We start from the raw sequence: 24,428 nt of genomic DNA, 5'->3' as shown, positions 1-24,428 counted from the left end.
TTCGTTATTGCGCTATGGCAATTTATGTCATCAATCATGACAAACTCTTAGCCGCTTCGTCAATTGTTTAGTTCAGATCCAGACGCACAAATAACAACAGAACGTCACCATTTCCTTTATTTTGTGAGATGCGGGGAACATAGGACGCCATTAATTTACTTTTGCGGGTACCTATGGATGCGATCGGCAATACTGCCGGAAACGGCACGCCAGAGAAGTAATCAGCGCGGCTGATTAACAAGGCGGTGGCACCGACGCCGACTTCCAGTTTTTCAGATAAAGGTTTCATCCATTGGTAGGCATAACCTGCCATGGGTTGCGGTTTGAAATGAGAGTCTGAAATCATCATTGCATACAGCAATTCTTCATTATCTTTTTCATTCCGGATTGTTTTTGCAAAGCCTAACCCCCATGCGCGCTCATTGAGTTCGGCCAGGCGCTCACGGGTGTAAGTGTTGCGACCGTGATGGGCGTAGCCGGATAGCAGTATCGATAAGTCGCCTTTGTCGAGGATGTTTTGCGCTTTTGCTTTGCTGCTGTCCCACCAGCTTTCATCTTCTTTTTGTAGCGCCTGTACAGTACCGCCGAAAGCCAGCAACAGAGCTGAGAGACAAAAGAAACGATATAAAAATGAGATCTTGGAAATAGACATAATCAATTCAGAAAAATAAAAAAATGGGCGGCCCGTTCGATCTGATATCTAACGCTTACTGTCGCGCATTCCGTTCATTGCCGGGTTTTTTTCCTGTCGAAAAATTACTGCGCCAGGGATTGATATCGAGTCCACCGCGCCGGGTATAACGTGCATACACGGATAATTTCTGCGGCTTGCAGTGGCGCATAATATCAACAAAAATACGTTCGACACACTGTTCGTGAAATTCATTGTGATTGCGAAAACCAATCAGATAGCGCAACAGGCTTTCCTGATCAATCTGTGCGCCGACATAGTGTATCTGCACGCTGCCCCAGTCAGGCTGACCAGTGACGAGACAGTTGGATTTCAGTAAATGAGAAATCAGTGTTTCTTCAACGATCGCTTCTGCGTGATTGGCGTGTAGCAATTCCGGTGCCGGCGTATACGAATTCACTTCGATATCAAGTCTGTCGAGCAACGTGCCTTCGAGTTCTGCCATCGTCAGTGAGCCGAAATTGTCAGACAGCGTCAGTTGTACATGCACTGGTGCTCCGGCAGCCGCCGACAAATCCGCTTGCAGCAAGCTGACTAACGCGTCGCTGCCAGCCAGTTTTGTCTGGTTAAACGAATTCAGGTACAGCTTGAATGACTTGGATTCGATGATGTTTGGCGAATCAGCCGGCACCGTGATGGTCGCTATCGCGACTTGCGGTTTGCCGCGCAAATTCAGCCACGACACCTCGTACGCATTCCATATATCGACACCGAAGAACGGCAGGGTAGCGCCGACGCCTATCTCTTCGCGCTTGCCCGAACGGGGAATCGGAAACAACAGCGAAGGGTCGTATTCTGCTTTGTAGGTGGCGGCTTTGCCGAGCAGGGATTGCTCGGGCAGATTGCCGGATGTTGATTCAGTCATTGCAAAGTCAGTTTGGCTGTTGGCCTAAAAATAATTGATAGACAGGATTATTGCTTTCATCCCAGTATTGATAGCCGAGTGTCGATAAAAATTCCCGGAAAACTTTCATTTCTTTTTTCGGTACCTGCAATCCCACCAGAATCCGCGCGTAATCCGCGCCATGATTACGATAGTGGAACAGGCTGATATTCCAGTTCGGCGCCATGCTGTTCAGGAAGCGGGTCAGGGCACCGGGACGTTCCGGGAATTCAAAGCGGTACAGTAATTCGTTTTCTGCCAGCGCACTTTTACCGCCGACCAGATGGCGGATATGCATTTTTGCCAGTTCGTCGTCGCTCAGGTCTAAGGTCGGAAAACCATGTTTTTCAAAATTTCTGGCGATCTTGCCGGATTCTGGGCGACCGTTGACCTGGATGCCGACGAAGATATGCGCGTTCTTTTCATCATTGATGCGGTAATTGAATTCGGTGACATTACGGTCGCCGACCAGTTCACAAAAACGCCGGAAACTACCGCGTTCTTCTGGAATAGTGACGGCAAACACGGCTTCACGTGCTTCACCGACTTCCGCGCGTTCAGCAACGAAGCGCAGGCGGTCGAAGTTCATATTCGCGCCGCAGGCTATGGTCACCAGAGTTTCATTTTTCAGTGGCTTTTTATTTGCTTTGGCGCGTTCGATATACGCCTTACAACCGGCAACCGCCAGCGCGCCGGCAGGCTCAAGAATGCTGCGTGTATCCTGAAATACATCCTTGATCGCCGCACAGACGGCATCGGTATCCACGGTGATGATGTCATCGACATACATTTTTGCGAGCCTGAAGGTTTCTTCACCAACCAGCTTGACCGCGGTACCGTCAGAGAACAAGCCGACATCGCTCAACGCCACGCGTTTGCCGGCTTTCAGGCTACGTGCCATCGCATCCGAGTCAACGGTCTGTACGCCGATAATTTTGATTTCCGGACGTATCGCTTTGACGTATGCCGCGACGCCTGAAATCAGACCGCCGCCGCCAATAGCGACAAAAATTGCGTGGATAGGTGCAGAATGCTGACGCAAAATTTCCATGCCGATGGTGCCTTGTCCTGCGATCACGTCAGGATCGTCAAAAGGATGCACGAAAGTGAGTTTGCGTTTCTTTTCCAGTTCAGAGGCATAGGCTGCAGCGTCTGAATACGAATCACCGAACAGGACGATTTCAACGTTATCACCACCATGCGCACGAACCGCATCAATTTTGACCGGTGGAGTGGTGGTCGGCATCACGATGACCGCTTTACAACCGACGCGGCGCGCACTCAGTGCAACCCCCTGCGCGTGATTGCCGGCGGAGGCGCAGATAACGCCGCGTTTGAGTTGTGCCGGAGTCAGATGTGCGATCTTGTTGTAGGCACCCCGCAACTTGAAGCTGAAGACACTCTGCATATCTTCACGCTTGAACATAATTCGATTATCCATCCGCGCTGACAGGCTGGGAGCGAATTCCAGCGGTGTTTCAAATGCCACGTCATAGACGCGAGCAGTCAGGATTTTTTTTAGATAATCGGTGCTCATATGCTTGAGAAAGTGAGTGAAATGGTAGGCGACAAGGCTCCTATTATAATGGATGTCATTTCAGCTTACCTTCGGAATGACATGATAGAAGCAGGTGTGCACTGGTTGTTTGGCGTATTGGCGCTGCCCGAAGTCGGGCTCAGCTCGGTATTTATTATCAGTTTTATTTCTGCCACGCTGATCCCTATGGGCTCAGAACCCGCGGTATTTGCTGTGATCAAAGCGAATCCGGAATTGTTCTGGCCCGCCATGCTGGTGGCGACGCTGGGTAACACGCTGGGCGGTGTGGTTGATTACGCGATGGGTTATGCCGCCAACCGGGCCTTTCATCATGAGCGGCAGAGCTTCTGGTTTTCATGGTTGCAGCAGTTCGGCGCCAAAACCATGCTGCTGTCCTGGCTTCCGGTCATCGGCGATCCTATCTGTACGCTGGCAGGGTGGCTGAAACTTCCCTTCTGGCCCAGCGTCGCTTATATGGCACTGGGAAAATTCCTGCGTTACCTGACGGTGAGTTTTTTGCTGCTCAGTGTGCCGGATGGCTTCTGGCACAGTGTTGCCAGGTTCATTTTCTGATCTGTCCGGTTTTCATCTCGTTTCATTTACAACAGAAATTTCCTTGTCATTGAGGGAAAGACAGATTTTTATCTGAAAATTTTTCCATTTTACGAGCCTGTCACAATTGTTGCCTATGATCCTTAGCCTGCAGCGTAAAACGATGTTTTTTGCTGACTGGTTGCCAGGTGCATTCCCTGGCATTGCGACAGGCATGCTCAACACAAGGAAATTAAATGCAAGACAGAGAATTGATCAGCAAGCAACCACGCCGGGGATTTTTGCAAGGTCTGGTCGCTACAGCGGCGGGTGCCGCACTGGCGACGCCAGCGATGGCAAAACCAGCGACAGCGGCGAATGTGTATCTGGATGCCGCAAAATGGGCGCCGCGTAACCGTGAAATGGTGAGTGCACTGATCGCCAAACACGGTATCAGCAGCAAGACTTATAACCCGAAACGTAAGCCCTATGCGGTGTTCGACTGGGATAACACCAGCATCATGAACGACTGCGAAGAAGCTTTGCTGATGTACCAGATCAACCATCTGGCCTTCAAACTGAGCCCGACAGAATTCTCTGCGATCATTCGTCAGAATGTCCCTGCCGGGAACTTTGCGCCTGATTATAAAAATGCGTCAGGCAAAGTAGTGGATCTTGCAAGTATCTGTGCCGACCTCGACAGTGACTACGCATTCTTGCACGCAAATTACAAAGGTATGGCCGGAAACCGCACGCTGGAAGAGATCACCGAAACACCGCAATTCCAAGATTTCCGCGCCAAGCTGTATTTCCTGTATGAGGGCGTCAATGATACGCATGGCGTCAACGTCGGCTATCCGTGGGTGATCTACTTCTTTGCGAATATGACTGTGCCTGAAGTCAGCGCGCTGGCAGAGGCATCGAATGACGCTAATCTCGGCATGAGCCTGACTAAGACCAAGTACACCAGTCCGGCTTCCTTACCCGGTGTGGCGGGTGTCGTCACCACCACGCATTTCCACGGTATACGTTTATGCACGGAAATAGCGACACTGATGGACACCTTCCGCCACCATGGTTTCGACGTCTATGTCAGTACGGCTTCTCTGGAAGACGTGGTTGCTATATTTGCGACCAATCCTAAGTATGGTTATCACGTCAAACGCGAGAATGTGCTGGGTTTGCGCCTCGAACAAAACGGCGATGTCTATAAAAATGCTTACCGTAAAGACTGGCCTTTGAATTGGGGGCCAGGTAAAACCGCGGTGATCAAACGTGAGCTGGTTGCGCAAAAAGGCTATGGTCCGGTGTTTGTTGCCGGCGACAGCGATGGTGATTACGATATGCTGCGTGACTTTCCTGACACCGAGATTGGTCTGGTCGTCAATCGTCTGAAAAAAGGCAAAATTGGTGAATTATCGAAGGCCGCAGCCGACGCACTGAAAGACGCGCATCCGCGCTTCCTGCTGCAAGGCCGCCAGGAGTCGACAGGTAACTGGCTTCCAGTGGAAACCACGCTGAAATTCGGTAAAACTGCCGGCGCATTGTTAGGCTGAATCACCTGATCATATTCGCTGAGTGAGCAAAATCCCGGGCACCGGCTGGTCCCCGGGATTTTTATTGAGACATACAGCCAGTCATTATCTTTGGTACGTGGAAAACATCCGAAGGCGTGTAAGTCATCCGGCCTGGCGACCAGCTTTGGTCACTGAAAGTTTTTAGCAAAAATGGTGATATTTTTCCATTGACCAATTTTGTATGACGATGAAATTTTCATTCATTTTCTTAAAAATTGGCATCGCAACGAAATAAACTTTGGTGAATAGCCACAAAATAAGCCCATAGCCGTACAAACTTCAAGGCTGTTGCCGCGTGGTGCATCGCAATAAGTTAGAATAGGCCTTTGAGAAACCTCAGACGGATGTAAGGCATTGAGCTGGCGGTGGTTTGCCGGCAGTTTGATTGCGTTGTCTGTCATCGCCAAACCACGCCATACATGAACGCTCCAGTCCAGATACCTCAATTGCATGCTGAGTCGCCGCAGGGCGCTTCGCCTACCCGTGTCCGGGAAATTCCGTATAACTACACCTCGTTTTCTGATCGTGAAATCGTCATCCGTCTGCTCGGTGAGGATGCCTGGCAGTTGCTGGATAAATTGCGCGGGAAGCGGCAGACCGGGCGATCTGCCCGCATGTTGTATGAAGTGTTGGGCGATATCTGGGTGGTTCGCCGCAATCCGTATCTGCAAGACGATATGCTGGATAACCCCAAGCGTCGTCAGGATCTGATCTATGCACTGAACCATCGTTTGGGCGAAATTGAAAAGCGCCGTCTGAATACCGAGAATGATGACGATGCAGAGCGCAGCAACAGCGTTGAGACGCTGGTGCAGGCAGCTCGCAAAGCCGTTGCTGATTTTTCGCAGGAATTCCGTAATACCTACGATTTGCGTAAGAAGGCGAATAAGCTGTTATCGCGCTACACTGCCAAAGACAATATCAAGTTTGATGGTCTGAGCCGTGTATCGCATGTCACCGATGCCACCGACTGGCGCGTCGAATATCCGTTCGTTGTGCTGACGCCGGATACAGAAGAGGAGATGGCTGGTCTGGTCAAAAGCTGTATTGAGCTTGGGCTGACAATTATTCCGCGTGGTGGCGGTACAGGTTATACGGGTGGTGCCATTCCGCTGACGCCTTTATCTGCGGTCATTAACACGGAAAAACTCGAGCAGCTTGGTGCGGTTGAAATGACGCGCTTGCCGGGTGTGGATCGTGACTACGCAACGATTTATTCCGGCGCTGGTGTTGTTACCAAACGTGTGTCGGATGCGGCTGAAAAAGCCGGGTTTGTATTTGCCGTTGACCCCACGTCTGCTGAGGCTTCGTGCGTCGGCGGTAACGTCGCAATGAATGCGGGTGGCAAGAAAGCGGTGTTGTGGGGAACAGCATTAGACAACCTTGCGTCATGGAAAATGGTTGATCCGAATGGCGACTGGCTGGAAGTAACCCGTCTCGAACATAATCTCGGCAAAATTCATGATGTCGAAGTCGCGAAGTTCAGGCTCGAATGGCGACATCCCGGTGAAAAGCAGCCATTCAAAACCGAGCAACTGGAGATCAAAGGCCGCGTCTTCCGCAAAGAAGGACTTGGTAAAGATGTTACCGATAAATTCCTGGCCGGTTTGCCGGGTGTGCAGAAAGAGGGCTGCGATGGTCTGATCACGTCGGCACGCTGGATATTACACAAGATGCCGAAATTTGCGCGCACTGTCTGCCTGGAGTTTTTCGGCCAGGCACGTGACGCTATCCCCAGCATCGTTGAGATCAAAGATTATCTCGATGGCGAAACCAGAAAAGGCGGCGCTATCTTGGCCGGGCTTGAACATCTGGACGAACGTTATCTGCGTGCGGTGGGTTACACCACGAAATCGAAACGTGGCGTACTGCCTAAGATGGCCTTGTTTGGCGACATCGTCGGTGATGACGAAAATGCGGTAGCACAGGCGGCATCTGAAGTCGTGCGCATGGCGAATACGCGGGTTGGTGAAGGCTTTGTTGCGGTCAGCCCCGAAGCACGTAAAAAATTCTGGCTGGATCGTGCTAAAACAGCAGCGATTTCCAAGCATACGAACGCGTTCAAAATCAATGAAGACGTGGTCATTCCGCTCAATCGTATGGGCGAATATACGGATGGCATTGAGCGTATCAATATCGAGTTGTCGATACAAAACAAACTCGCCTTAGTCGCCGCGCTGCAGGATTTTTTTGCAAAAGGCAATCTGCCATTAGGTAAAAGTGAAGACGTTGATGGCGACGATATTCCTGCGACTGAATTGCTGGAAGACCGGGTTCATCAGACCGAAGCCTTGTTGGATGCAACGCATGCCCGCTGGACCTATGTGCTGAATAATCTCGACAAACCGCTGATCGATGCAAAAGCCGAATTGATCGCACTGGGTCTCGATAAACTGGCTTTTGTGTTTGATGAGCGTTTGCAGCGTCAGCCTGACGCCACCGTGTTTTCTGTCGTGCAGGACAGAACTGTCCGTATTTCGTGGAAAACGGAAATACGCGCGCAATTGCGCCAGATTTTCAGTGGTGCCGCATTCAAACTCATCCTCGATGAGTGCGTTGCTTTGCATAAAAAAGTATTGCGTAGCCGCGTGTTCGTCGCCTTGCACATGCATGCCGGTGATGGCAATGTGCATACCAATTTACCAGTCAACTCTGATGACTATGAAATGTTGCAGGTCGCGCATAATGCGGTGGCCCGCATTATGGTGCTGGCGCGCTCTCTCAATGGTGTGATTTCTGGTGAACACGGTATAGGTATTACCAAACTGGAATTCCTGACCGAAGATGAGATCAAGGATTTCCGCGCCTACAAATTACGCATTGATCCGGAAGGCCGCTTCAACAAAGGGAAATTGCTGAATCTGCCGGATTTTGCGGCTGACCTGCGAAACGCCTACACACCGTCGTTTGGCCTGATGGGGCATGAATCGCTGATCATGCAGCAAAGCGATATCGGGGCTATTGCGAATAGCGTGAAAGATTGTCTGCGTTGCGGTAAGTGCAAACCGGTCTGTGCCACGCATGTACCGCGCGCCAATCTGCTGTATTCACCACGTAACAAAATTCTGGCGACATCCTTGCTGGTTGAGGCTTTTCTTTACGAAGAGCAAACCCGTCGCGGCGTATCGATTAAGCACTGGGAAGAATTTGAAGATGTTGCTGATCATTGCACCGTCTGCCATAAATGCGTGAACCCTTGTCCGGTCGATATCGACTTCGGTGACGTGTCGATGAACATGCGAAATCTGTTGCGGAAGATGGGGAAAAAATCCTTTAATCCAGGTTCTGCCGCAACGATGTTTTTCCTGAACGCCACCGATCCGGCGACGATCAATGCGACGCGTCAGGTCATGATAGGCTGGGGTTATAAAGCACAGCGCTTTGGTCATGATTTGCTGAAAAAGTTCGCTAAAAAACAGACCCGTATGCCGCCAGCGACCGTTGGCAAAGCGCCCATTAAAGAGCAGGTGATTCACTTCATCAATAAAAAGATGCCGGGCAATTTGCCGAAGAAAACCGCACGTGCCCTGCTTGATATTGAAGATGATAAAGTCATCCCGATTATCCGTAATCCCCAGACTACAACCTCGGACACTGAAGCCGTATTTTATTTCCCCGGTTGCGGTTCAGAACGCTTGTTCTCGCAGGTAGGACTGGCGACGCAGGCGATGTTGTGGAATGTTGGCGTGCAGACAGTATTGCCACCGGGTTATCTGTGTTGTGGCTATCCGCAGCGCGGCAGCGGTCAGTTTGATAAAGCGGAAAAGATGATGACGGATAACCGCGTGTTATTCCATCGCATGGCGAATACGCTGAATTATCTGGATATCAAAACCGTCGTTGTGTCTTGCGGCACCTGTTACGACCAGCTGGAAACCTATGAGTTTGAAAAAATCTTCCCGGGTTGCCGCATCATTGATATTCATGAATATCTGATGGAAAAAGGCGTCAGGCTTGAAGGTGTCACCGGTACGCGTTATATGTATCACGAACCTTGTCATAATCCGATGAAGTTGCAGGAATCGGTGAAAACGGTGAATACGCTGATTACCACTGAGGGTAATGTCAAGATTGAAAAGAGTGAACGCTGCTGTGGTGAGTCCGGCTCACTGGCGATCGCCCGCCCGGATATTTCAACACAAGTACGTTTCCGCAAAGAAGAGGAAATGCGTAAAGGGGCAGATAAATTGCGGGCAGACGGTTTTCATGGCGATGTGAAAATCCTTACGTCGTGTCCGTCCTGTTTGCAAGGTTTATCCCGTTATAACGAAGATGCTGACACGACTGCCGATTACATCGTCGTTGAAATGGCGCGCCATTTGTTGGGTGAAAACTGGCTGCCGGAATACGTCGCGAGAGCGAATAATGGCGGCATTGAGAGAGTATTGGTATAAGCGATGACTGTATTAATCGATAGTGATGTTCCTCCATGTGAATTGTGTAAGGTCGATGGCGGTGAGCTCATCGTCAAGACCGACAAGTTACGGGTTGTCTTGGTGGATGATGCGAATTATCCCGGGTTTTGTCGCGTGATCTGGAACTCTCATGCGAAAGAAATGACCGATTTAGCAGTCGAGGATCGTTCCGCTCTCATGCAGGCGGTTTGCAAAACCGAGCAGGCGATTCGCGACGTCATGGCACCACAGAAGATTAATCTTGCAAGTCTGGGGAATATGGTGCCGCATTTGCATTGGCATGTCATTCCGCGTTACACCGACGATCTGCATTTTCCCGATCCCGTTTGGGCTTCACAAAAAAAGCCTGCCACTGAAGCTGTGGTGCTGAGTGAGCGTCGAGCACTGCTGCCAGCGTTACGTGCAGCGCTTGTTTCCTATTTTTATTAGGCAGAAATGATGAGTAATAGTAAGCCACAACCAACATCGCTGAACGCACGTACGCAATCGAAGGTGCTGGAAATTTCTTTTGACGATGGCAAAGAATATTCTTTGCCGTTCGAGTTATTACGGGTCTATTCACCGTCCGCCGAGGTGCGTGGACATGGCCCCGGACAGGAAACGCTGCAAACCGGCAAGCGCGAGGTGAGTCTGGTGGCGCTGGAACCCGTCGGTAATTACGCCGTTAAACCAATATTTTCTGACGAACACAGTTCCGGTATCTTTTCCTGGGATTACTTATACTGGCTGGGCGAGAATCAGGATCAGCTATGGCAGGACTATCTGACGCGCTTGCAGGAAGCGGGGTATCCGGGGGAGAGCGGCAGGGATGCGCCAATGGCGGTCAAGTCCGGCAGTGCCTGCGGCCATCATCATTAAAAAATGCGTCTTCGAGACGCATTTTTTACTTTTACTTACGATAAAAATTTGGCGATTACAGAGACTGGCAGTAAGGTGATTCATCAACTCTGATTCCGTGGAGCGGAATCTCTTTTGCTGCATAACTATCAATACCCCAGGAGCGATAAGCATGAAAAAACGCATACTGAGCATGGTCACTGTCTGCGCGCTGGTTGCTTGCTCAACAAACGAAACAGGCAACAGCACGGGTAAAGCTGTCAACGGAGCACAATCTGGCAAAACCGGCAAAGGGAGTGAATCGGTGTCAGCCGTGTCGGCTTCACGTACGGTCGATGCATACAAGGCGGAAGTCGCGCATCGCATCAGTCATCTGCATCGCCAGCAGGTTTATTCTGAAAGTCCGCAGCCTTTACTGCGTTCTGTCGTTGTTGTTCGTTATTCCATCAATGCCGACGGTAATCTGATCAACGCTCAGATTCAGCGCAGCAATAAAGACCGTGATGCTGAGAGAACTGCTCTGGCAAGTCTGAAAAACAGTGCTCCGTTCCCTAAACCACATCCACAATTATTACGCGGCGGACGTCTCGACGTGTCTGAAACATGGCTGTTCAACGACGATGGACGTTTTCAGATCCGCAGTATTGCGTTACCGCAGCGTACCGGATAACAATACCCGCAGGAAGCGCAGATATTCTTGTATCACTGAGGCTTTCCTCTCCCAAGGTTTCCCCTCATTTTTGATTGCATCGCCAGCCTTTTGCTAAAGCGCAGGCTGGTGAGCCTTTTTCCGCCAATCTGCTGCCCAGCCTGTCGCAGTTCCCCTATAATGCGACTTCGTAAAGGAGTCTTGAGATCATGAGTAATACTACCCATTTCGGTTATACCACCGTTGAAGAAGACCAGAAGGTGCATAAAGTTGCCGAAGTATTTCATTCGGTGGCTGCGAAATACGACATCATGAATGACGTGATGTCTGGCGGTCTGCACCGTATCTGGAAAATGTTCACTATTGCTCAGGCTGGTGTACGTCCGGGTTTCAAAGTGCTGGATATTGCCGGGGGCACTGGTGATCTGACGAAAGAATTTGTTAAGCAAGCCGGGAAGACGGGTGAGGTCTGGCACACGGATATTAACGAATCCATGTTGAGGGTTGGCCGGGATCGCCTCTTGAATAAAGGCCTGATTACCCCCACCTTGCTGTGTGACGCAGAAAAACTGCCATTTCCGGATAATTATTTTGATCGCGTCACGGTGGCTTTCGGTTTGCGTAATATGACACATAAAGATCAGGCTTTGGCCGAGATGCAGCGTGTGTTAAAGCCGGGTGGGAAATTGCTGGTACTGGAATTTTCTAAAGTGCCGGAAATTCTGCAAAAACCTTACGATTTGTATTCATTCAATTTTTTACCGTGGATGGGGAAAAAAATTGCGGGTGATGCGGACAGTTACAGATATCTGGCAGAATCGATACGCATGCACCCTGATCAGGAAACGCTGAAAGGTATGATGGAAACGGCGGGCCTTGAAAAAGTGCAATACTTTAATTTGACGGCAGGTGTGGCCGCATTACACACTGGTATTAAACTTTAAATCGCTGACGAAGCAAAAGGAGTGACATCAATGAAGAAATTTTTACTCGCCATGGTGATGGTTGCCAGCACATTCGCAATGACGATGCATGATGCCGACGCCAAACGTCTTGGCAGTGGTGGTTCTATTGGTCGCCAGTCAAGCAATGTCTCGCGTCAGGCCACGCCGCCATCGAATACCAATAACGCTAATCAGGCCCGTCCAGCGCAGGCACCGGCCGCAGCTCCTGCACCAGCAATCCCACCTAAACCAGCGAGCCCATGGAAAGGCATTGTGGGCGGTCTGATCGGCGGTGCGTTATTAGGCGCAGCTTTGTCGCATTTCGGACTGGGTGGCGCGATGGCCAGCATGTTAGGGTCTTTGCTGACATTTGCGCTGATCGCGTTTGCGATTTTCTTCGTTATCCGTTTGTTCCGCGGTAACAAAGCGAATACGAATACACCGTCGGCATTTGCTCCGCCAGCTTATGCGGCCGTACCTTCCTCTGCGACGCCAGAAATCGGTTCGCGTCTGGAGCCACAGGCTTATCAGGCGAATGGTGCCTCTTCTGCCGCCGCACCAGCAGCTAACTGGGGCATTCCTGCCGATTTTGATGTGCCGGCTTTCCTGCGTAACGCGAAAACGTATTTCATACGTTTGCAAGCGGCCTGGGATAAGGCAGATATCAATGATTTGCGCGAGTTCACGACACCGGAAATGTATGCAGAGCTGAAACTGGAAATTCAGGAACGCGGCGCAACTGCAAATGTGACTGATGTTGTATCGATCGATGCTGAATTGCTGGGGATAGAAAACGTCGGCAGCGATCATCTGGCAAGCGTAAAATTCACCGGTATGATCAAAGAAGCGGCGAATGCGCCGGCAGAAGCGTTTAGTGAGGTCTGGAACTTATCCAAACCGATGAATGGTCAGGGTGGTTGGGTACTCGCAGGTATTCAGCAATTATGATGTCAGCAGGATTTCATCTGATTTAATAAGTCCTGATACAGATCGAACGTAACAGACCAAATATGCTGTTAAACTAAAGACCGCCCGCCATTTCGCCGGGCGGTTTTTTTATTAAGAATGACGCGGATTTATCTTTCAGATCGTGTTTTCGTAAGCACCTGATTAATCTACAAAGCTGCGCCAGTCTTTGCTCAACGATATGATTTCAACTGCTCCCTTCATTAATCATTTACTGGCCCGGGAAACATGGGCCAGAAATAAACTTTTGCCACATGCTGGCAAAATTGCCTGTATTGATTTGCATACATTCCAGTTACGTTTGCGAGTCGGAGTTGACGGATACCTTGAATCTGCCGATACCCAGACGTCACCTGATGTGACAATTCGCGTGAAACTGAGTGATTTGCCATTGATGGCGCAAAATCGTGAACGCGCATTTTCTTACGTCAAGATTGAAGGCGATGCCGAATTTGCAAATACGATCTCTCACTTAAGTCAGGAATTAAAATGGGAAGCTGAAGCTGATTTAAGTAAAATTTTTGGTGATATTGCTGCTGTCCGTATGGTTGATGGTGCTAAATCTGCGTTGAAGACTGTACAGCAGACGCATAACAAATTGCAGGAAAATCTGGCGGAGTATTTTCTCGAAGAAAACCCAATGCTGGTTCGGCCCGCTGCCGTACAGGGATTGGCTGCAGAAGTGAATAAAACCCGTGATGATGTCGAGCGTCTCATCAAGCGCATCGAGAAACTCGAAAGGACGCGCAGATGATATTGAAGTTTTTACGCCTAATTAAAATTATTCGTGTAACGCTGCGTTACGGAATTGATGAAATCGCTATTTCCGGTCTTAAAGTCCCGCGTACTGCACGCCTGATAGAGACGCTGCTGTTCTGGCGCGATTTATCGGCGCCCCGTGGAGAACGCTTGCGCAAGGCATTGGAGGATCTGGGGCCGATTTTTGTGAAGCTGGGCCAGGTGCTTTCTACGCGGCGAGATCTGATGCCACCTGATATCGCGGATGAACTGGCAAAGTTACAGGATCGTGTGCCGTCGTTTGATCCTGATCTGGCAGTCGCGCAGATTACCAAATCCTTAGGTGCTCATCCGGATGAACTGTTTGCGAGTTTTGATCGCGTTCCGGTCGCATCGGCATCAATCGCCCAGGTGCATTTCGCCACGCTCAAGGATGGTCGTGAAGTTGCAGTGAAAGTGCTGCGTCCGGGCATGAAGGACACGATCGATAAAGATGTTGCGCTGATGCAGGTTGCGGCAGGGTGGCTGGAAGCTTTATGGGCAGACGGCAAGCGTCTCAAGGCAAAAGAAGTGGTCGGTGAGTTTGACAAATATCTGCACGACGAACTCGATCTGATGCGGGAAGCCGCGAACGGCAGCCAGTTACGACGGAATTTCCTGAATTCTGATTTATTGCTGGTGCCGGAAATGTACTGGGATTACTGTTCTCCGTCTGTCATCGTCATGGAACGCATGAAAGGCATACCGATTTCGCAAATCGATAAATTGCAGGCGGCGGGTGTCGATCTGGCAAAATTATCACGTGACGGTGTCACGATTTTCTTTACACAGATTTTCCGTGACGGTTTTTTTCATGCGGATATGCATCCGGGAAATATTCTGGTTTCGACCGATCCCGCCACTTTCGGACGCTACATTGCGCTTGATTTCGGTATTGTCGGTACCTTGAATGACTTTGACAAAGACTATTTGTCACAAAATTTTCTGGCATTTTTCCGGCGTGACTATAAGCGTGTGGCTGAAGCGCACATTGAGTCAGGCTGGGCGCCGAAGGAGACGCGCGTGGATGAGCTGGAAGCTGCCGTACGCGCCTGTTGTGAGCCGATTTTCGATAGACCGCTGAAAGATATTTCCTTTGGTCAGGTGTTGTTGCGTCTGTTTCAGACCTCACGCCGTTTTAACGTCGAGGTTCAGCCTCAACTGGTGTTATTGCAAAAAACTTTGCTCAATATTGAAGGTCTGGGGCGTCAGCTCGATCCTGAGCTCGATTTATGGAAAACCGCAAAGCCCTATCTCGAACGCTGGATGAATGAGCAGGTAGGCTGGCGCGGCTTGATTGACAAATTGAAAGCAGAAGCACCACGTTACAGTCACATTTTCCCGCAATTGCCACGGCTTGCACATCAGGCTCTGAGCCGGGCTGGCGAGCAAAGTCATAGTGATGAAATGCTTGCCGCATTATTGTCTGAGCAGCGCAGTACCAATACTTTGTTGAGAGTTATTATCTACTTTGGTGGCGGCCTGTTTGCCGGTGTTATCGCAGCACAGCTGTTGCTGCATTTTTATTTTTTCGGCTGAGTTATGGCGGATTTTATCAGCAGGGACCCGAATAGTCCGTGTTTTTGGGATGAACGTTTCAGCAAAAATTTCACACCTTGGGACAAGGGTGATGTTCCTCAGGATTTGCGTGATTTTGTGGCGACTGCCGGTTGCAAAATGAGAACGCTGATACCGGGCTGCGGCAACGGCTATGAAGCCGCTTTTCTGGCACAGGCCGGTTGGGATGTGACCGCAATTGATTTCTCTCCGGCTGCGGTAAAGAGCGCACAGAATGCGATAGGCGAGTGGGGCCGCCATGTGACGGAAGCGGATTTCTTTGAATATCAGCCTGCTGCGGCGCTTGATCTGATTTACGAACGTGCATTTTTCTGTGCTCTGCCGCCTGTGCGGCGTCAGGATATTGTGCGGCGCTGGATCGAACTCCTGTCTCCCGGTGCTTTGCTGGCGGGTTATTTTTTCTTTGATGACAGTGCTGATGCGAGTAAGAAAGGTCCGCCGTTTTCCATATCAGATCATGCCTGGCAAGAATTAATGTCACCTCATTTCACGTTACTGACGGATCGGGCAGTGAACGATTCGATTGCCGTATTCGAAGGTCGGGAACGTTGGCAAGTCTGGCAGCGCGATCAGGCCACGAATGGCCGGTAATGCTGTATTACCGATGGTCTTCGGTGTGACTATCCGCATCCGTTTTATTTGCGATATCCATTTATGCGCTATCTGAATTCCCGTTTGAGCCCTGATCAGTTACCCGCAATTCCGTTGCAGACGGATGCGGTAAAAACCTTGTTAAGTGCGATCGAATACAGGGAGGAATTACTGAAGCAGATCGCTGCTGCAAAACACAGAATTTATCTGTGTAGTTTATATGTGCAGAACGATGAAGCCGGCGCCGAGATCATGGAAGCGTTGTATGCTGCCAAAGCCGCTCGCCCTTCGCTGGACATTACAGTATTGGTGGACTGGCACCGGGCGCAACGAGGCCTGATCGGTGAGCGTAGAGAAGCGGAAAAACCAAACGGGAATGCCGCGTGGTACCAGAAACTCAACCTTACCCATGAGGTCGTCGTACCGGTGTATGGTATTCCAGTACAGACCAGTGAGTTGTTCGGCGTATTGCATCTCAAAGGTTTTGTTATTGATGACGTGGTGATTTATAGCGGTGCCAGTATTAATAATGTGTATCTGCATAAGCAGGATAAATACCGGCATGATCGTTATTTGCTGCTTCACAATTCTGTATTAGCGACCACGATGGTCGATTTTATACGCCAGCATTTGCTGCTGGCCTCAGCTGTACATCGTCTCGATAAACCGGAGATTCCTGCAACGCGCGCTATTCGCAACGATATTCGCCGCTTTCGCGAGCACTTGAAAAGTGCGCGTTATCAGTTTGAGGAAAAATTCGTGGAGCAGCGCACCGGAATACTTCCTGCTCTGAGGGTGACGCCATTAGTTGGCATCGGTAAAGATAATCCGTTGAACAAGGTGATATGCCAGCTGCTCGCGGAAAGTAAGACACAGATCATCATTTGTACACCCTATTTCAATTTTCCGCGAGCCGTGACCAGAGAAGTGAATCGTGCGCTTAAACGTGGGGTGAAGGTGGAGATTATCGTTGGCGATAAAGTGGCAAATGATTTTTTTATTCCGCCCGAACAGCCTTTTAAAGTGATTTCGGCTCTTCCTTATCTGTATGAGGTCAATCTGAGGCGTTTCGCCAAAGCGCATCAGTCCGATATTCAGAAAGATCAGCTTCGGCTGCGGTTGTGGAAAGATGGGGATAACACTTATCACCTCAAAGGACTGTGGGTTGATCAGTGTTATGCGCTGATGACCGGAAATAATCTGAATCCGAGAGCATTCCGGCTTGATCTGGAAAATGCGCTTTTAATCCATGATCCGCGACAGGAACTACTGGAACAAAGAAACACGGAGCTGGCTAAAATTATTGAGCATACGACGCTGATCAGCGATTATCGTTTGCTCGATAAGGTCAAGGATTATCCTGCACCGGTCCGGAAATTATTAACGCGGCTGAGTACGATCAGGCTGGACCGCCTCGCTTACCGGGTGTTGTGAGTATCAGGGCTGAGCAGTCGGCGTGGTATGAATGACTTGCATAGGTGGCACCTCATTCGGCAGCCATTTACGGTAGATTCTGGCGAAGCTGCCATCTTTCTTAATTGAGCGTAGTCCCTCTTCCCATAGATTGACAGTTGAGGCCGGTGTTTTTGCAGAAAACGCCAGATACAACTCCAGAGTATCAAGCACCATGACCGGCTCGACATCCTCAAACGAGTAGCCCACGTCTTTCAGGATAGCGGGAACAACAACACTGCCTTCCACCCATAAATCAAAGCGTTTACCCATTAACATGTTTGCGATAACGAGTGGTGATACTGCCAGTTCGAGATTAAAGAAGCCTTTTTTACGTGCTGTATCTGCAAAAATACTGGAGCGGTAGGTGCCGACTTTCAATTTGCGGATCGCATCGCCTTGTCGTTGCAGATTGGCTGCGTTCCCTTTGCGGGTATAGAGTGTAATGTCGGAGATCGCAACCGGCCCGAGCAGATGCATGAGTTTCTCGCGCTCTTCCGAACGTCCTACCGTGAAAAGTAAAACATTAGGCTCTTCGAGTAAGGCTTTGTATCCTCTCGCAAATGGCAATACCTGAATCGGCTGAGTGTTTCCTATTTTTGTCTGTATTGCCCTGACAACCTCTACCGCCATGCCGTCTGCTTTTGTGTCAATACCGAAAGTAACCGGGGGCCAGTTTTCTGTCAGTATCTGTAATTCCTGTGCGCCAGACAAAGAGCAGAAAAATAACAGACATACCGCTACCAGTGAGCGATAGCGAGCAGTGATCTGTGGACAGCGGTAAATGCGGGACAGAATCATCATCAGCCGGAAATTGTTGGCAAACAGCAGTGAACCACGACATTTTTTATATACATGTTACCAATTTAAACTGTTTACACGATCAGAGCCAGAGGATATCTGGAGTTACCGTGAATGAGACCGCCGAATACAATGACACATTTCTAACACAGGTATCAGCCTGTCTTTGTTTCGCAGGCCGGATTCAGCGCAGCGCTCCGTTGATTTCTGATTTTTCGCATACGGAAAATCTGATGTCCGATCAACCGGCGCCATGCCTTATTTTTTACGCACTGATATTCAACATAGTTAATCACGGCGGGACCCCAGCGGGTTTTGGATACATCCTCGCCGATTGAAAGGTTAACACGATCAATTTTTTGTCCGATCGCCCATTGTATTGCTTCTGCAACTAATGTTGTCATGACACTGTATTGTGCGTAATCCAGATCGTAACCTGAATAATACAAATACAGTTCATCACCCATATTGAATGCAAGGCGCATCGCGACTATTTTTCCATTCAATTCCAGACAGAACAGACAGATACGGTCTGCAAACGGGCTTTCCAGCAGGCTTTCCAGCAGGGCTTTGTGTCGTGGATGGGAAAAATAATCCGGATGTTCTATCGTATCTTTTGCCGATGCCCGCGCACCATGCAGGGTATAAAACACCGGCAACAGTTGGCGGATGCTGATACATCCCTGCGCGACGCGGAAATTAATTTCCAGACCGTCTCGTTTGGGAGCGTTATAACAGCGGCGCAGAGACTCTTTGATGTTGCGTTTCAGTCCGGATTTAAAGCTGTCCCAATCCTTACCCAGAGACAATACGAAATTGGGGATGGTGCGATCAGTCAGAGGAAAGAGCTCCTCGTTATTCTGGATAAAGTGATCTGCGGGCGCTTTGGCTCCTATGATCTGAAACTCTGTGAGACCAAAGGTTTCACAACGAGTTAACTCTTCCCATAGTTGCAGAACCTGTTCTGCATATTCCGGCAAGCTGAGCGGCACACGTAACTCTGTCAGATTAGGATCGCCTCCAAATGGACGAACGTAGCGGTACAGGAAAAAGTAATGCAGCCCTACATGGGTGTTCATCAGCGGCATTACTGCAACTAGCTGATCCTCGTCATATACGGTACAGATGGCGAGTTCATTTTTATGAAAAAATGATTCGTGAGCGAATACTTTCCACCATGAACGGTTCCAGTCGTAAGTCTGAAACGGCAGCAGATAGCTTACTTTCGTTTCTAAAGCACGCCACGCGGTCGCAAGTGCTTCGAAATCTTCTTCTTTAGTGATGATGATTTTGTTGAGTTTATGCATTGAAAATAACAGTGGCGCACGCAGGCAATAAGGCGATGTATTAATGTGACTTTATCCGTCCGTATTTTTAAAGACTGTGTAACAAATTGAAACAGACCACTTATCCCATAAAAGTTATTTTTTTGCAAGAGATCATACTGCGACAACGATGCCGTTAAACAATTTCTTTCAATTGCTTATCGCGTTTGGCTGCAGACCTGCCCCCATCACTTTCGGATAAAACCGCGACCGGCATTTGTCATCGTCCTACCTTGATACAAATCAAAAGCTGACGATAGTAAGCACTCCATACTTCTTGCACAAATTACCTTAAAGGAGAATGGAAATGAAACTGTTAATCGATTTGTTTTCTACTGACTACGGCCTGATGAGCATTGCTGTCGTTATGTTTATTATTGGTATGGGGATATTTTTCATTCGCTATTTCCTGTCGCATATGCGTGAAGAAGAACAGCAAAAAAAATAAGCTGTGCAGCTAACTCATGGCTGGGGTGACCGGATTACTCCGGTTGCCTGAAGGTTGTTTAATCGTTGCGGTAATTATCAAGAATGGAGGCGTATTCACCATTTTTTTGTATTGCTTTCAGACCCTTATTGAACTGATCGCGGTATTCACTCTTGTGAAAGCCAAGCAGACGGGGCGTGGGTTTGAATAAATGGTGTACCGCATAACGGCTTTTTGCTTCCGTTTTACCATGCAGTAATCTGGCGAAATACTGGAATGCCCTTAAGTCCAGTAAGATTACATCTCCGCGGCCAGCATCAAGCATCGGTAATTGGGAAGCCTGATCGCCGACTTCCGAATACGATGGATTATTTTTGATTGCCTGCGCAAATTGCGGACCTAGGACTCTCTGTGCATTGCTGAACGCGACTATCTTTTTATCCGACAAATCTGACAAAGAATTAATCTGCACATTTTTACTGCTCAGAGTGATTGCGACATTCTCAAAGTCTATAACAGGGTCTGAAAAAAAAATTTTCGGATTATTGACGGGAATTCCGGCAAAGCCGGCATCCGCAGTCCCGGCTTCCACCTCCGTTTCCATGCGTTTATTATTTGAACGGATAAACCTGCACTGTATGCCCTGAGTGGCAAAGGCCCGGGTGACGATTTCCGGTACCAAACCCTGACGAGGATCTTCTTTTACGTAGGGCGGCAAAGCGGAAAAATGAAACAGGAGTTCCAGAGCCTGCACTTCCCAGCTCATCAACGCACCGCTCAGTAACATACATATCCGGAAAAACCTCATATCAGCCCTTATCACTGCGCTGCTTATAATCAGAGAAATCACGCCAATCATGTCATCGTCACAGCTTAATGTTGGCTGATTCAGATCTGAAATGCAACTTTGTAAGAAGATGTGAAAGAAATTTGAACGCGTAATTGATCAGCGTGTGGTGGACAGCCGCGGAGGAAAACTTAATTAACTGATAGGTGTGAGGTCGAGCTGTTAATGTCAGACAGACGTTTTTTCCGGATAGACGGTCAGAATCTTATGTGCAATCAGATCGATGGCTGGGCGTGGCTTTCCTTGTTTATCAACCCACACTTTCGGCGTCAATGCTCCCGACAGTGAGACACTGTCGCCATCGTTCAGCGCAAGCAAGGCCTGACGTACATTATCATTAAAGGCAATCACATTACAGATGATCGTATCGCCATCATCTGTCGTGGCGCGTACCTTACAGGTGACATAAGCAGAACCTGCCTGACCGCTGCGTTCTTCTGCGCTGCCATACATACGGCCAGCGATTAATCCATCTATCATAGTGTTTTTCTCCTTTATGCAGGTGTGATATCGCGGAGGTTTTAGCTTGTTTCGTATTTGCTTTACAGATACTGTCGCTGTTGTGCTTACGCCACCGTTGCCGCGATGTCTCGTACGATCAATTCTACGTCAGACGCTAAGTGTGCGAAACGGATTTGACGCCGGACGCGGGAATCAAGCAAGCATCGTTTTCGCTAAAACATACATATATTCCCATTCTGCTTATACTGCGAGCTACACAAGGGCGTTAATCCGATTTAGCGTCAGCGCTGTTTCTATCCTTCACTCCGAATATCATGACTCTCAATCAGATTGCAGAAGAATACGTCAGACTCGTTCTTGCTGTCGGCCGGCATGACAGCAGCTATGTGGACGCGTATATCGGCCCTCCATCATGGCAAACCGAAGCGCAGCAAGCACCGGTGGTTCCTTTGCCTGATTTATCGGCGCAAGCAGGCGCCATATTGCGGCGGGCGGAAAGTTTGCCTGCACCGCCGCAAGATCAGCATGAGCGACAGCAATTTTTAATGAAGCAGTTACGGGCAGTGAACGCTTTTATCACTCAACTCAATGGTGGCAAATCATCATTCGATACGGAATCACTGGCCTTATACGATGCGGTATCTCCTCCGCTGACCACGGCAGATCTTGACATTACTCTGGTAGAACTGGCGACATTGTTACCCGCAGAAATTCAGGGTGAAGATCTGAATGCCAGATTGTCTGCGTACCACAAACAATTCGAAATTCCTTGCGATAAACTCGATGCCGTTTTTACTGCCGCGATCAACGAAGCGCCTGCGCGCACCCGACGTTACATTCACTTACCTGAGAACGAGAGTTTTCAGGTCGCTTATGTGAAGGACAAAGTCTGGAGCGCTTACAACTGGTACAAGGGCGACAGCCACAGCCTGATCGAAGTCAATACTGATTTCCCGATGTTCATCAGCCGCGCGATTGATCTTGCCAGTCATGAAGCTTACCCGGGGCATCATGTCTTCAACGTCCTGACAGAAAACGAGTTGGTCAGAGAAAAAGGCTGGATCGAGTATGCGATATATCCATTGTATTCACCGATGTCGTTGCTGGCTGAAGGCAGTGCCAATTATGGTATTGAGGTCGCGTTTCCTCACGCGGAACGAATGCAGTTTGAAAAAGAAGTGTTGTTCCCGCTGGCTGGTATTGATCCGGCTAAAGCCGAACGTTACTATCAGATACAGGCCGTATTACAAAAACTGTCTTACGCCGGAAATATGGTGGCGCGACAATACCTGGATAGCCTGATTGACAGGGATACTGCGCTCTTGATGCTGATGAAATACAGTCTGTCGGATGCCGCACGTTCCGAACAGAGACTGCGCTTTATTGAGCATTTACGGTCATATGTCATCAACTACAATCTTGGTCAGGATGTGGTGCAGGCTTACATAGAAAGACATGCAGGAATAAAGGATCAGGATGCGCGCTGGCAGGTATTGACCGATCTTTTGCGTCATCCGAAAAGTGCGTCAATGATGATGCTAAGTTGAGTCGCGCGAAGATTATTAACGACAGTATATTAAAACTGGTGCGTACTGACTGATGTGGATTGTCAGTCAGTATGCATATGAGGTTTGAAGGAGATTTTTTTTGAGTGCCGTGTTTATTTCGTATCGCAGGAAAGACAGTGAACAATTTTCTGCACGCTTGCACGAAGCTTTAGATAAAAAGCTGGGACAAGATGAAGTCTTTCTCGACGTGGAAAACATTGATGTCGCCGCCGATTGGAAATTACGTCTGCAAACTGCGATTAGCGCCGCCAGTCTGATTGTCGTTGTGATCGGCCCTGCGTGGATGGAAGAAATACAGAAACGTATCGAGACTGAAGATCAGGTCGTCTGGGAAATAAAAACGGCAATCGCGTTGGGTAAAACTATTGTGCCGCTATTGATCAGCGGTGCTGCTATGCCCGATCCGCAGGTTTTACCGGAAGAAATTTGCCTGCTGAGTAAATATAACGCACTGACATTGGCGTCACCCAAGAGCGAAGATTTTGAAAAAATTCTGACGCAGATTTGCAGTGTCCTGTCGCATATACAGCCGTTGCGCGAAGATAAACCTGCATCAGGTCTGCGTCGTTTTCTTGACCCGTTAATAGATATGCTGGAACGTTATCCGGATCAGCCGCAGATACTGGCGGTGAAAAATGAAGCGGGCGACAGTTACCGGATTCCGGTAGTTACCGTGCTGAATGCGAATGATGGTCGTGACGAAGAACAGATGGAAGTCGAATTAAAAAATGAGTTTTTTAAAGCGAAAATAGGTTCCCGGCAGGCATTCGAGGAATATAAAGCCGATGCCATCCATCGCGGGAAATCATTCTATGACACAGAAACTGCCCGTTTGGCAGATGTCATTGGCGGTGAAAAAATTAAATTTATTTTCCAGCCGACATCCTATTTCGAGTATGTCAAAACTAATATGGCGATGGATTTTGATGACGTGGTCGGCGGCACTTTGCGCGACGAAGTGCATCGGGACGGAAAACTGGAAGCGCTCTCTAAAAGCAAACTGGCGAATCATACCGGTATCAGCGGGCTCGTATTTTCTAATGATGGACACATGATTTTTCAACGCCGCAGCTCAAAGGTGCTGACCAATCCTAATCAGCTTTGCCCGGGATTTTCCGGCGCCATGACCGAGGATGATATCCGCCGCAGTTTCAGCGGACGCGATACCAGAGGCGTTATGCAGGATGTCCATGTATTCCGTGAACTGACGGAAGAACTCGGTATTCGGAAACATTCGGTAACCCAGCGATGTTTCATGGGGCTCAGCCGGGAATTGCTGCGTGGTGGCAAGCCTGAATTATTTTATGCAGTGGATATTGATATGTCCGCCAGAGAAATTCTTGAATGCTTTCCGAAAGAACGGGAGGGGGAAACCTTTTTTATGCCGCTGCGCTATGCAACAGCACGTCTCGACGAAGATGAAGCCTCTTATTATCGTCAGCGATTTGAAAAAATTATTCAGGAAATGGAAATTAAAGCCGGTGCACGTGCCAGCTTACCGTTATTGACGAATCTGGCTTTCTGGGTGAATCAGCATCAGCCGCCATTGATGCGTCACGCATAAATTTTT

At 49.1% G+C, this 24,428-nt stretch carries 22 protein-coding genes; 15 read left to right on the top strand and 7 right to left on the bottom strand.

Going from position 1 to position 24,428, the window contains the following annotated elements:
- Nucleotides 1-67 precede the first annotated feature (67 nt).
- From ACPAOP_RS01175 to ilvA, 3 genes are read right to left on the bottom strand one after another with little or no spacing between them, the layout of a single operon-like run.
- On the bottom strand, nt 68-652 hold the full coding sequence (locus ACPAOP_RS01175) for a hypothetical protein (protein ID WP_423709003.1): 585 nt from the start codon (nt 650-652) through the stop codon (nt 68-70).
- 55 nt (nt 653-707) lie between these two features.
- Complete coding sequence (gene queF, locus ACPAOP_RS01170; protein ID WP_423680742.1) at nt 708-1,556, bottom strand: NADPH-dependent 7-cyano-7-deazaguanine reductase QueF; 849 nt, start codon at nt 1,554-1,556, stop codon at nt 708-710.
- 7 nt (nt 1,557-1,563) lie between these two features.
- Nucleotides 1,564-3,111, bottom strand: a complete 1,548-nt coding sequence (gene ilvA, locus ACPAOP_RS01165; RefSeq protein WP_423680743.1) for a threonine ammonia-lyase, biosynthetic — start codon at nt 3,109-3,111, stop codon at nt 1,564-1,566.
- An 81-nt stretch (nt 3,112-3,192) separates the two neighbouring features.
- On the opposite strand from ilvA, the gene ACPAOP_RS01160 reads away from it, so the two are divergent.
- From ACPAOP_RS01160 to pssA, 12 genes are all read left to right on the top strand, one after another.
- Nucleotides 3,193-3,684 carry a YqaA family protein gene (locus tag ACPAOP_RS01160; RefSeq protein WP_423709963.1) on the top strand — a complete coding sequence of 164 codons (492 nt, stop codon included), beginning with the start codon at nt 3,193-3,195 and terminating at the stop codon, nt 3,682-3,684.
- 215 nt (nt 3,685-3,899) lie between these two features.
- A complete protein-coding gene (locus ACPAOP_RS01155) occupies nt 3,900-5,198 on the top strand; it encodes an HAD family hydrolase (protein ID WP_423709001.1) in 1,299 nt (432 codons plus the stop codon).
- A 440-nt stretch (nt 5,199-5,638) separates the two neighbouring features.
- A complete protein-coding gene (locus ACPAOP_RS01150) occupies nt 5,639-9,613 on the top strand; it encodes a DUF3683 domain-containing protein (protein ID WP_423709000.1) in 3,975 nt (1,324 codons plus the stop codon).
- A gap of 3 nt (nt 9,614-9,616) precedes the next feature.
- Entirely contained in the window at nt 9,617-10,063 is a 447-nt protein-coding gene (locus tag ACPAOP_RS01145; protein WP_423708999.1) for an HIT family protein, read from the top strand.
- Between the two features lie 6 nt (nt 10,064-10,069).
- Nucleotides 10,070-10,492: a gamma-butyrobetaine hydroxylase-like domain-containing protein gene (locus ACPAOP_RS01140; protein ID WP_423708997.1), complete on the top strand. Its 423-nt coding sequence runs from the start codon at nt 10,070-10,072 to the stop codon at nt 10,490-10,492.
- A gap of 151 nt (nt 10,493-10,643) precedes the next feature.
- Entirely contained in the window at nt 10,644-11,141 is a 498-nt protein-coding gene (locus tag ACPAOP_RS01135; RefSeq protein WP_423708996.1) for a cell envelope integrity protein TolA, read from the top strand.
- A 188-nt stretch (nt 11,142-11,329) separates the two neighbouring features.
- On the top strand, nt 11,330-12,064 hold the full coding sequence (gene ubiE / locus ACPAOP_RS01130; RefSeq protein ID WP_423680751.1) for a bifunctional demethylmenaquinone methyltransferase/2-methoxy-6-polyprenyl-1,4-benzoquinol methylase UbiE: 735 nt from the start codon (nt 11,330-11,332) through the stop codon (nt 12,062-12,064).
- 30 nt (nt 12,065-12,094) lie between these two features.
- Nucleotides 12,095-13,012 carry a Tim44 domain-containing protein gene (locus ACPAOP_RS01125; protein WP_423708995.1) on the top strand — a complete coding sequence of 306 codons (918 nt, stop codon included), beginning with the start codon at nt 12,095-12,097 and terminating at the stop codon, nt 13,010-13,012.
- A 199-nt stretch (nt 13,013-13,211) separates the two neighbouring features.
- A complete protein-coding gene (locus ACPAOP_RS01120) occupies nt 13,212-13,784 on the top strand; it encodes a ubiquinone biosynthesis accessory factor UbiJ (protein WP_423708993.1) in 573 nt (190 codons plus the stop codon).
- Nucleotides 13,781-15,346, top strand: a complete 1,566-nt coding sequence (gene ubiB / locus ACPAOP_RS01115) for a ubiquinone biosynthesis regulatory protein kinase UbiB (protein ID WP_423680754.1) — start codon at nt 13,781-13,783, stop codon at nt 15,344-15,346. The genes ACPAOP_RS01120 and ubiB overlap by 4 nt, the downstream gene beginning before the upstream one ends.
- 3 nt (nt 15,347-15,349) lie before the next feature.
- The gene (locus ACPAOP_RS01110; protein WP_423680755.1) at nt 15,350-15,976 is read left to right on the top strand and encodes a methyltransferase; all 627 of its coding nucleotides are present in this window, start codon (nt 15,350-15,352) and stop codon (nt 15,974-15,976) included.
- Between the two features lie 63 nt (nt 15,977-16,039).
- The gene (gene pssA / locus ACPAOP_RS01105; RefSeq protein WP_423708992.1) at nt 16,040-17,410 is read left to right on the top strand and encodes a CDP-diacylglycerol--serine O-phosphatidyltransferase; all 1,371 of its coding nucleotides are present in this window, start codon (nt 16,040-16,042) and stop codon (nt 17,408-17,410) included.
- Nucleotides 17,411-17,413: 3 nt separating this feature from the next.
- On the opposite strand, the gene ACPAOP_RS01100 is transcribed toward pssA, so the two are convergent.
- Nucleotides 17,414-18,229, bottom strand: a complete 816-nt coding sequence (locus ACPAOP_RS01100) for a substrate-binding periplasmic protein (protein WP_423708991.1) — start codon at nt 18,227-18,229, stop codon at nt 17,414-17,416.
- A 155-nt stretch (nt 18,230-18,384) separates the two neighbouring features.
- Nucleotides 18,385-19,536 (bottom strand): GNAT family N-acetyltransferase, encoded by a 1,152-nt coding sequence (locus ACPAOP_RS01095; RefSeq protein WP_423708990.1) that lies wholly within the window; start codon nt 19,534-19,536, stop codon nt 18,385-18,387.
- 325 nt (nt 19,537-19,861) lie between these two features.
- On the opposite strand from ACPAOP_RS01095, the gene ACPAOP_RS01090 reads away from it, so the two are divergent.
- Nucleotides 19,862-20,002, top strand: a complete 141-nt coding sequence (locus tag ACPAOP_RS01090; RefSeq protein ID WP_423680759.1) for a DUF3149 domain-containing protein — start codon at nt 19,862-19,864, stop codon at nt 20,000-20,002.
- Nucleotides 20,003-20,060: 58 nt separating this feature from the next.
- Here the strand turns inward: ACPAOP_RS01090 and ACPAOP_RS01085 are convergent, their stop codons facing one another.
- Entirely contained in the window at nt 20,061-20,768 is a 708-nt protein-coding gene (locus ACPAOP_RS01085; protein WP_423708989.1) for a substrate-binding periplasmic protein, read from the bottom strand.
- Between the two features lie 228 nt (nt 20,769-20,996).
- The gene (locus ACPAOP_RS01080; protein WP_423680762.1) at nt 20,997-21,308 is read right to left on the bottom strand and encodes a single-stranded DNA-binding protein; all 312 of its coding nucleotides are present in this window, start codon (nt 21,306-21,308) and stop codon (nt 20,997-20,999) included.
- 296 nt (nt 21,309-21,604) lie between these two features.
- Here ACPAOP_RS01080 and ACPAOP_RS01075 point away from each other — a divergent pair, with 296 nt between their 5' ends.
- Both ACPAOP_RS01075 and ACPAOP_RS01070 read left to right on the top strand, forming a co-directional pair.
- On the top strand, nt 21,605-22,837 hold the full coding sequence (locus tag ACPAOP_RS01075; RefSeq protein ID WP_423708987.1) for a hypothetical protein: 1,233 nt from the start codon (nt 21,605-21,607) through the stop codon (nt 22,835-22,837).
- 109 nt (nt 22,838-22,946) lie between these two features.
- Nucleotides 22,947-24,422, top strand: coding sequence for a toll/interleukin-1 receptor domain-containing protein (locus ACPAOP_RS01070; protein WP_423709962.1), 1,476 nt, complete (start codon nt 22,947-22,949; stop codon nt 24,420-24,422).
- Nucleotides 24,423-24,428: the final 6 nt, after the last annotated feature.

It is taken from the genome of Undibacterium sp. WLX3042, assembly GCF_049544825.1.
In the GTDB taxonomy this organism is placed as follows: Bacteria; Pseudomonadota; Gammaproteobacteria; order Burkholderiales; family Burkholderiaceae_D; genus Undibacterium.
Note: the sequence above shows the minus strand (reverse complement) of the source record. Positions and strands in the feature narration are given on the sequence as shown.